Genomic DNA, 1,394 nt, shown 5'->3' on the forward strand with positions numbered 1-1,394 from the left:
GCACCCCCGCGGCGGCGCGGGCGTCGTCCAGGGCCCGGTGCGCGGGCTCCTCCGCCCCGAGGACGCGGGCGAGCGTGCCCAGCCGGTGGTTGCCGACCTCGCCGCGCGGCACCAGGCGGCGGGCCAGCCACAGCGTGTCGAGCACGGCGGGGGAGGGCCAGCGGACGCCGCAGGCCGCGCACGCGGCCTTCAGGAAGGCCACGTCGAACGGGGCGTTGTGGGCGACCAGGACGGTGTCCGGGCCGAAGTCGGCGAACTCCAGGAACCGGGGGAGCACCGCCGCCACCGGCGGGGCGGAGGCCGTCATGGCCGTCGTGATGCCGGTCAGCAGGGTGACGGACGCGGGGACGGGCACTCCCGGGTTCACCAGCGTGCCGAACTCGCCCAGGACGCGCCCGTCGCGCATCCGCACCGCGCCGATCTCGGTGATCGCGGCCTCGCCGGGGCGGGTGCCGGTGGTCTCCAGGTCGACCACCACGAAGGTGGTGGCCGCCAGGGGGGTGCCCAGCTCGTCGAGGGAGCCCTGGACCGGGTGCCGGGATACTGCCACCCCGCCAGGGTACGTGCCGCGGCGGCGGCCGCGGCACGGTGCGGTACCGCTTCCTCTTGGGGCATCCGTGGAAAAATGGCCTGGATCGCGCGGTGTCCGCCGCGGGAACAGCGAGGAGCCCGGTGCGCGACCGCGCCCGGGGAGGAGTGTCGGGGAACGTGACCGGCTGAGGAGGAGCGGACTGTGTGGGCTGCCACGGCGTCGTCCGGAGACGATGGGGCACCGTCATGACCGACGGTTCCGAGGGCGCGGAGGAGCGCGGGGCGGAGCCTGCGGAGACCGAGGCGCTGGACCGGCCGCTCCCCGAGGCGGTGCGCACCCTGATCATCGAGTACGGCTCCGAGATCCTCGCCACGATGCCCGCCGCGGAGATCCCGCCGCGGCTGCGCAGGATCGCCAAGTTCGAGCCGCGCCGCCGGGTGCGGCTGGCCGGGCCGGACATCGCCGCGCAGCTGGAGTCCGACGCGCAGTTCCGCGGCCGGGTCGCCGAGCGGATGCGGCAGGCGTGGCCGTCCCTGGCCGAGGAGCTCGACCGGGGCGAGGTGCCCCCGGTCGTCGAGCCCGCCGTCGTGGGGGCGGTCGCCTACGTGCTGCGGCCCGCGGGCTGGTCGACGATCGTCCGGGGGGTCCACGCCGAACTGGAGCGGGAGGCCAGGGCCAAGGCGGCGGACAGCACCGCGGAGGCCGTCGCCGAGCTGCGCGCCCGGCTGGACCAGGTCAGGGCCGAGCACCGGCAGGAGGTCCTGCGGCTCCGGGCCGAGCTGCGCGAGCACAAGGCGGAGATCGCCGAGCTGCGCCAGAAGCTGCACCACGAGCGTCGGCGCGCCCGCGAGATCGGAAGAGC

General features: G+C 76.3%; 1 protein-coding gene and 1 pseudogene. One reads left to right on the top strand and one right to left on the bottom strand.

Translation table 11 applies throughout. The features are described 5' to 3' along the window. Positions 1-550: exonuclease domain-containing protein (locus AC529_RS19265; protein ID WP_198156500.1), on the bottom strand; the 550-nt coding region annotated here is incomplete at its 3' end. A gap of 227 nt (positions 551-777) precedes the next feature. Here AC529_RS19265 and AC529_RS19270 point away from each other — a divergent pair. Then, a pseudogene (locus AC529_RS19270) lies at positions 778-1,394 on the top strand (NYN domain-containing protein); the annotation flags it as partial.

Origin of the sequence: Thermobifida cellulosilytica TB100 (assembly GCF_001517975.1) — a bacterium.
Lineage (GTDB): Bacteria > Actinomycetota > Actinomycetes > Streptosporangiales > Streptosporangiaceae > Thermobifida > Thermobifida cellulosilytica.